Origin of the sequence: Flavobacterium sp. LC2016-23 (assembly GCF_009674775.1) — a bacterium.
GTDB lineage: Bacteria > Bacteroidota > Bacteroidia > Flavobacteriales > Flavobacteriaceae > Flavobacterium.
In genome coordinates, this window is sequence record NZ_WKKE01000004.1 from 249,944 (window position 1) to 257,556 (window position 7,613).

General features: G+C 37.8%; 3 protein-coding genes. All 3 read right to left on the reverse strand.

Features of this window, described 5'->3' with window-relative positions; genetic code table 11:
* Nucleotides 1-107: 107 nt before the first annotated feature.
* Nucleotides 108-2,072, reverse strand: a complete 1,965-nt coding sequence (locus GJU43_RS05165) for an OmpA family protein (protein ID WP_154339753.1) — start codon at nucleotides 2,070-2,072, stop codon at nucleotides 108-110.
* Nucleotides 2,073-2,074: 2 nt separating this feature from the next.
* Nucleotides 2,075-2,986, reverse strand: coding sequence for a type IX secretion system membrane protein PorP/SprF (locus tag GJU43_RS05170; RefSeq protein ID WP_154339754.1), 912 nt, complete (start codon nucleotides 2,984-2,986; stop codon nucleotides 2,075-2,077).
* 61 nt (nucleotides 2,987-3,047) lie between these two features.
* On the reverse strand, nucleotides 3,048-7,613 hold a 4,566-nt coding region (locus GJU43_RS05175; RefSeq protein WP_154339755.1), incomplete at its 5' end, for an Ig-like domain-containing protein.

The following is a 7,613-nucleotide window of genomic DNA, read 5'->3' on the forward strand; positions in this document are numbered from 1 at the left end:
TTATGACAATAGTAATCCTGCTTTCTTCTGTATTATCAATATGTACCTATTAAAAAAACCGACAAGTTTAAAAACTTGTCGGTTTTACTAAAAAAGGTATTCTGTTTTTACATTGATACAATCATAAACTCACTTCTTCTGTTTAATAAATGTTCTTCTTCTGTACATTTTACACCATCCTTGCATTTATTAAGTAATTGGCTTTCGCCGAATCCTTTTCCTTTTAAACGTTTTGCTTCAATACCTTTTTTTACAAGCCACGCCATAATAGATTTTGCTCTTTTATCGGATAAAACCAAATTTGATTTTGCCGATGATCTGCTGTCGGTATGCGAACGAATGTCAATCCTCATTTTTGGATATTCCTGCATTACAGCATATATTTTTTCTAATTCAACCGCAGCGGCATCTGTGATAACAGCTTTTCCTAAATCAAAATAAATCATCGAAATGTTTAATGTTTTTCCTAAATCTGTACCTATTTTAATTTTTTCCAATTCCGGAAGCTCTTGTATGAGTGCTATCTTCTCTTTTTCTAAAGTAAAATCTAACGTATTATCAATACCGGTCGAAACGCTAAACGAACTTTCTTTGGTTGAATATTGTTTTCTTTCCACTCTGATCAGGTATTTTTTGTTGCAGTTTACTTTAAAACTATAAACACCCTCTTTTCCGGTGGTCACTTCTTCAATTACCTGATTATTTTCATCAAGCAGAGTCACCTTTGCCGCTTCTATCGTTTCATTTGTTTTACTATCGAAAATAGTTCCGGTTAAAGTTCTTTCGCAAACCAGTCTTTTGATTTCTGTAAACTTATAAATATCATCGTTTCCTTTTCCTCCTTTTTTATTAGAAGAAAAATAACCTTTACGTGTAGTGTTATCTATTATAAAAGCAAAATCATCAAATCTTGTATTGATTGGTTCTCCAATATTCTGAACCTGGTCAAATGTTTCATTTTCTAAAATTTTAGAAACAAAAATATCAAGTCCGCCAAGTCCCGGACGACCGTCGCTTGCAAAATACAATTCGTTGTCTCCGGAAATAAAAGGGAAAGTTTCTCTTCCTTCTGTGTTTATATTTTTTCCGAGATTTTCCGGTTTCCCGAAAGTTCCATCCGCATTGATTATTACGCTGTAAATATCAGACTGCCCTAAAGTTCCGGGCATATCTGACGCGAAATACAATTTCTTTTCATCTAAACTTAAAGCCGGATGCGCTGTACTATAACTATTGCTATTAAAAGGCATTTCAACAACATTTGTCCATTTTCCATCAACAAAACTTGCTTTGTATAATTTTAATAACGTAATTTTTTTATCGTCTTTCCCGCGTTTTCCATCCAAAAAGTTATTTCGGGTGAAATACATCGTTTTACCGTCTTTTGTAAAAACCGGAGTTGATTCATTAAATTTTGAATTAACTTCTTTATTTAAAAGCACCGGAATACTTAAATTCCCATCCGTTTTTATTGCTGCGATATATAAATTGGTAAAAGATTTATTGGTCCATTTAAAGGTTTTCCCATCTTTCTTTCCAATCTTTCTAGCCGAACTAAAAACTAAATTATTGTTTAAAACTGTACTTCCAAAATCTGAACTTTCTGAATTTACATACAGATTTGAAACGTCAAATCTACCTGAATTCAGCTTAATCTGTTCCAGGTAATTTTTATTGTTTTCAAATAAAATCCCTCTGCTGTCCGCATTTGTTTTTTTACTGAAATCCTCCAGCATTTTATCTGCTTTAGTATAATCTCCCACAGATTTTAGTGCCTGTGAATATCGGTAAAGGTACTCCGGTTCCTGATTGGCATTCATAGCAAAAAGCTTATCATACCAAACCACCGCTTTTGGCAATTCGGCATTAAAATAATAAGCATTTCCTAATCTTTGAAACATTTTTTCGTCTTCGTAACCTTTAGCCGCAAGCTTTTCATAAATAGAAATGGCGTCTGCGTAAGCGTAATCATTGTATTCTTTTTCGGCTTTGTTTAAAAGTGCTTTTTGTGCAATTCCGCTGAAAAAGAAAAATGATAAAAAAATGGTATATATTATTTTCTTCATTTTCATAATTAGAAAAATCTTGGTGATGTTATTCGGCTATAATTATTTAAGAATTCAAAACGCAGGAATATTTCGTGCGATCCTGAATTGTAATTGTTTAACTTGGTTGTTTCGCGATCATAAGCATAACCAACGTACATGCTTTTTGTTACCTGAAATCCGGCCATTGCGCTCAATGCAGCGCTCCATCTGTAGGAAACCCCCAGAACAAATTTGTCATTAAACATAAAGTTTGCCGAAGCATCGAGCTGAAGCGGAGAACCTTCTACCATTTTAGCCAAAACTGCCGGTTTGAATTTGATCATTTCATAACGATCTAAATTAAATACGTAACCGGCGATTAAATAGTAATTGATCTGCTCTTTAAATATCGCTGTTTCATTATCATCATAACGGTTTGTCTGGATGAAATTGGGTACAGACAATCCCACATATCCTTTATCTGAATGGTAGTAAATCCCTGCTCCGACATTTGGTGAAAACTTATTTTTAAAGTCAGAAAACTGAGGATCTCCCTGATGTTCCGGTCTTAATTTATTTGGATCAAGATTAAAAATATTAGCCGATCCTTTTATACCAAATGAAAGTTTTGCTGTTGCAGATGTTGGAATCGAATACGAGAAATCTGCTGAAAAATTATTCTCTGTTGTTGGACCAATCTTATCATTGATCAATGAAAACCCCAATCCTACATTGCTGTTATTTACGGGTGTATGTAGGGATAGCGCACTTGTTTCCGGTGCACCGTCAAGTCCAACCCATTGTGTACGATACAAACCAAAAACACTCATTACCCCGCGCGAACCGGCATAAGCAGGATTTATATTAATGGTATTGTGCATATATTGTGTAAATTGCGCATCCTGCTGGGCAAAACTTACAGCAGAACAAAACAATAAAACTAAAACTATTTTTTTCATTTACTTTATTTTTAGGATAATGGCTTAACCGCAGCTAAGCCATTTTATTTAACATAGAATATTATTTAGTTAGATATAAATATCCTGCCTCTTCTTTAGGTTTAGATGTATTGTCGCTATATCTTACTATGTAATAATATGTTCCTTCTGGTAAACCATTTGATTCTTTTACGGTTGTTCTTCCTTCTGAGAAACCTTTAAAAACAATATCCTTATTGTCGTAATGCTCTCTTTCGAAAACCAAAACTCCCCAGCGATTAAAAATCTGAACAGTATTATTTGGATAACATTCTATTCCTTGAATATAAAATCTCTCGTTTTTCTCATCTCCGTTTAAAGAAACTGCATTAAAGATTTTTAGCTTACAACTGTTCAGTTCAATTTTCGTTGGATTATCACCACCCACATTATTAGAATCTGATTTATCATCTACGCTGATACCGCTTTGGGTAACTCCCGAAACAGTTGCCTGATTGCTGAAAGTTCCGGCATTGACATCTGCCTGAGTTAAAGTATACGTTCCCGTAAAAGTCTGTGTATCGCTTTCGCCAATTCCTAAACTTATCGGACCTCCGCTAATTACAACTCCCGGCAAAAGATCAGAAATCCTAATGTTTTGAAGTGGAACGTTTCCTGTATTTGTAATCGTAAAAGTGTACGTCAGAGTTTCTCCTGCTTCTGCATTTTCGTTATTGTTAGTATCATCAAATTCTACTTTCATAACAAGTGCAATTGCCGGCACCTGAACAAAAATGTGGATTGTTGCTGTACTGCAATTTGATCCATTTGCTTTTTCACAAATCTGATATGTGAGAGTGTGTTCTCCGCCTTTAGTTCCCGGAGCTACATCGATAGTTCCGTCGCTGTTTAGCGTGATTCCGTTTGGAAAATTATTACCCGTTAAAATAACATCTGAAGGATTAACCGGAACGCCGTTTAATTTATCATTGTCTAAAACATTGATGATTTCAAGAGAACCGTTAATTCCGTCTGCAATAGCGATATCATCATCATTTCCTGCTTCAATTCCAAATTGAGGTTTTGCATTACAACCAGCTGATGGCGCAGGATAATTTACGATTACCGATTCTGTTGGGTTCAGTGTAAACTGCATGGTAACTGCGGGTCTTGTTAATTCAAATCCATCATTACCTTCAATCCATTGTCCGTTTACCAATACCCATCCCGGCCAGTCAATTGGCAGATTATTACTGTCAATTACTGCTCCGGGCCACAATACATTGCCACTTAAAGGCATGTTTGTTTGCGTTGCTACAATAGTATTGGCACTGTCAATCCAGTTAATCGTTACTAAACTTTTTGGTGTGAAATTTTCCGCAACAACTTTATAGGTAACATAAGGTGTATTGTCTGAGCAATAACTACTTGCTGTTACGGTAATTTTAGGAGCAAAAACCGTTACTGAAACTGTAGCCGAAGTACAGTTTCCTGGATTTGCTTTCTCGCATATTTCATACGTTAAAGTGTATGTTCCTGCAGGAGCATTAGGAATTAATTCCACTGTTCCGTCTGGTCTTAGTGTCATTACATTATTTGGATCTTTAACTAAAACATCCAGGTTAACATCTGTAAGTAATAAAGGATTGTTGTTCAGCGTATCGTTTGTTAAAACATTTACGACTTCTACCACTTCATTAATACCTGTTACTGAACCAATCGGGTCTGGTGTGGCCACTAATACCGTTTTATCAACCGAAATCGTAATTACTGCCGGCGTTGCATCCTGAGCTCCGCTATTATCTGTTACTGTAAAAGTAAAGGTATCGATTCCTGAAAATGCACCACTTGGATCATAAGTTAACAATGCTGCTTCTGCAGGAGTTAAAATTTGATTTACGGTCACTGCTGTTCCTGATAATGCCAATATTCCCTGAGCCGGCAATGTTAATACAGTATAATTTAAAATGGTTCCATCTGTATCTGTCGCAGTTAAAGCATTAATTGCTGTAGCTCCGGCTCTTGAAGGAATCCCTGAATTTGTGTCGTCATTTGCTACAGGCGCATTATTTCCTACCGGAATTTTTACTGTTGCTGCCGCTAATGCTGTTGCACCGGAATTGTCTGTAGCTGTAAAAGTAAACGAATCTGTACCTATGAATGTTCCACTTGGATCATACGTTATCATTGCTGCTTCTGCAGGCGTCAATACTTGATTTGCAACAATTGCATTTCCTGATAAAGCTAAAATTCCGTTTGAGGGTAAAGTTAGAACCGTATAATTACTGATTGTTCCGTCAACATCAGTTGCCGCAAGCGTATTGATTGATGTTGCTCCCGCTGTTGATGAAATAATCTGATTAGTATCATCTTGTGCCACCGGCGCATCATTGATTGGATTAATGGTAATGTTAACTGTGACAGTGTTACTGTCTGAATTGCCGTCATTGGCTTTATAGGTAAAACTATCCGTTGTCGTTTCGCTTCCGTTATGAACGTAAGTGAAAGTACCATCAGAATTTAAAGTCAGCGTTCCGTTTGTTGGACCTGTAACTAAAATTGCTGTCAGGGCATTTCCTTCGGCATCCGTATCGTTTGTCAAAATACCGTTGGCAATCGTAGTGGTTAATGTTCCGGCTTCGTTTACCGAATAAGAATCGGCAATAGCAACCGGCGCATCATTGACCGGGTTAATGGTAATGTCAACTGTAACGGTGTTACTGTCTGCATTTCCGTCATTGGCTTTATAGGTAAAACTATCCGTTGTCGTTTCGCTTCCGTTATGAACGTAAGTGAAAGTACCATCAGAATTTAAAGTCAGCGTTCCGTTTGTTGGACCTGTAACCAAAACTGCCGTTAAAGTATTTCCTTCGGCATCCGTATCGTTTGCTAAAATACCAGTGGCAATCGTAGCGGTTAAGGTTCCGCTTTCGTTTACCGAATAAGAATCGGCAATAGCAACCGGGGCATCATTCACCGGATTAATGGTAATATCCACTGTAACGGTGTTACTGTCTGAATTCCCGTCATTGGCTTTATAGGTAAAACTATCCGTTGTCGTTTCGCTTCCGTTATGAACGTAAGTGAAAGTACCATCAGAATTTAAAATCAGCGTTCCGTTTGTTGGACCTGTAACTAAAATTGCTGTCAGGGCATTTCCTTCGGCGTCCGTATCGTTTGCTAAAATACCTGTGGCAATCGTAGCGGTTAATGTTCCTGCTTCGTTTACCGAATAAGAATCGGCAATAGCTACCGGCGCATCATTGACCGGGTTAATGGTAATGTCCACCGTAACGGTGTTACTGTCTGAATTTCCATCATTGGCTTTATAGGTAAAACTATCCGTTGTCGTTTCGCTTCCGTTGTGAACATAAGTGAACGTTCCGTCTGCGTTTAAAGTCAGCGTTCCGTTTGTTGGACCTGTAACCAAAATTGCGCTTAAAGTATTTCCTTCAGCATCCGTATCGTTTGCTAAAATACCGTTGGCAATCGTAGCGGTTAAGGTTCCTGCTTCGTTTACCGAATAAGAATCGGCAATAGCTACCGGCGCATCATTGATTGGATTAATGGTAATGTTAACCGTAACGGTGTTACTGTCTGCATTGCCGTCATTGGCTTTATAGGTAAAACTATCCGTTGTGGTTTCGCTTCCGTTATGAACGTAAGTGAAAGTACCATCAGAATTTAAAGTCAGCGTTCCGTTTGTTGGACCTGTAACTAAAACTGCCGTTAAAGTATTTCCTTCAGCATCCGTATCGTTTGCTAAAATACCGTTAGCAATCGTAGCGGTTAAGGTTCCGGCTTCGTTTACCGAATAAGAATCGGCAATAGCAACCGGCGCATCATTGATTGGATTAATGGTAATGTCAACTGTAACGGTGTTACTGTCTGAATTCCCATCATTGGCTTTATAGGTAAAACTATCCGTTGTCGTTTCGCTTCCATTATGAACATAAGTGAACGTTCCGTCTGCGTTTAAAGTCAGCGTTCCGTTTGTTGGACCTGTAATCAAAACTGCTGTTAAAGTATTTCCTTCAGCATCCGTATCGTTGGCTAAAACACCGTTGGCAATGGCAGTGGTTAAGGTTCCGGCTTCGTTTACCGAATAAGAATCGGCAATAGCAACCGGGGCATCATTGATTGGATTAATGGTAATGTTAACTGTAACGGTGTTACTGTCTGCATTTCCGTCATTGGCTTTATAGGTAAAACTATCCGTTGTCGTTTCGCTTCCGTTATGAACGTAAGTGAAAGTACCATCAGAATTTAAAGTCAGCGTTCCGTTTGTTGGACCTGTAACCAAAACTGCCGTTAAAGTATTTCCTTCAGCATCCGTATCGTTTGCTAAAATACCAGTAGCAATCGTAGCAGTTAAGGTTCCGCTTTCGTTTACCGAATAAGAATCGGCAATAGCAACCGGGGCATCATTGATTGGATTAATGGTAATGTTAACTGTAACAGTGTTACTGTCTGAATTTCCATCATTGGCTTTATAGGTAAAACTATCCGTTGTCGTTTCGCTTCCGTTATGAATGTAAGTGAACGTTCCGTCTGCGTTTAAAGTCAGCGTTCCGTTTGTTGGACCTGTAACCAAAATTGCTGTCAGGGCATTTCCTTCAGCGTCCGTATCGTTTGTCAAAATACCGTTGGCAATGGTAGCGGTTAAGGT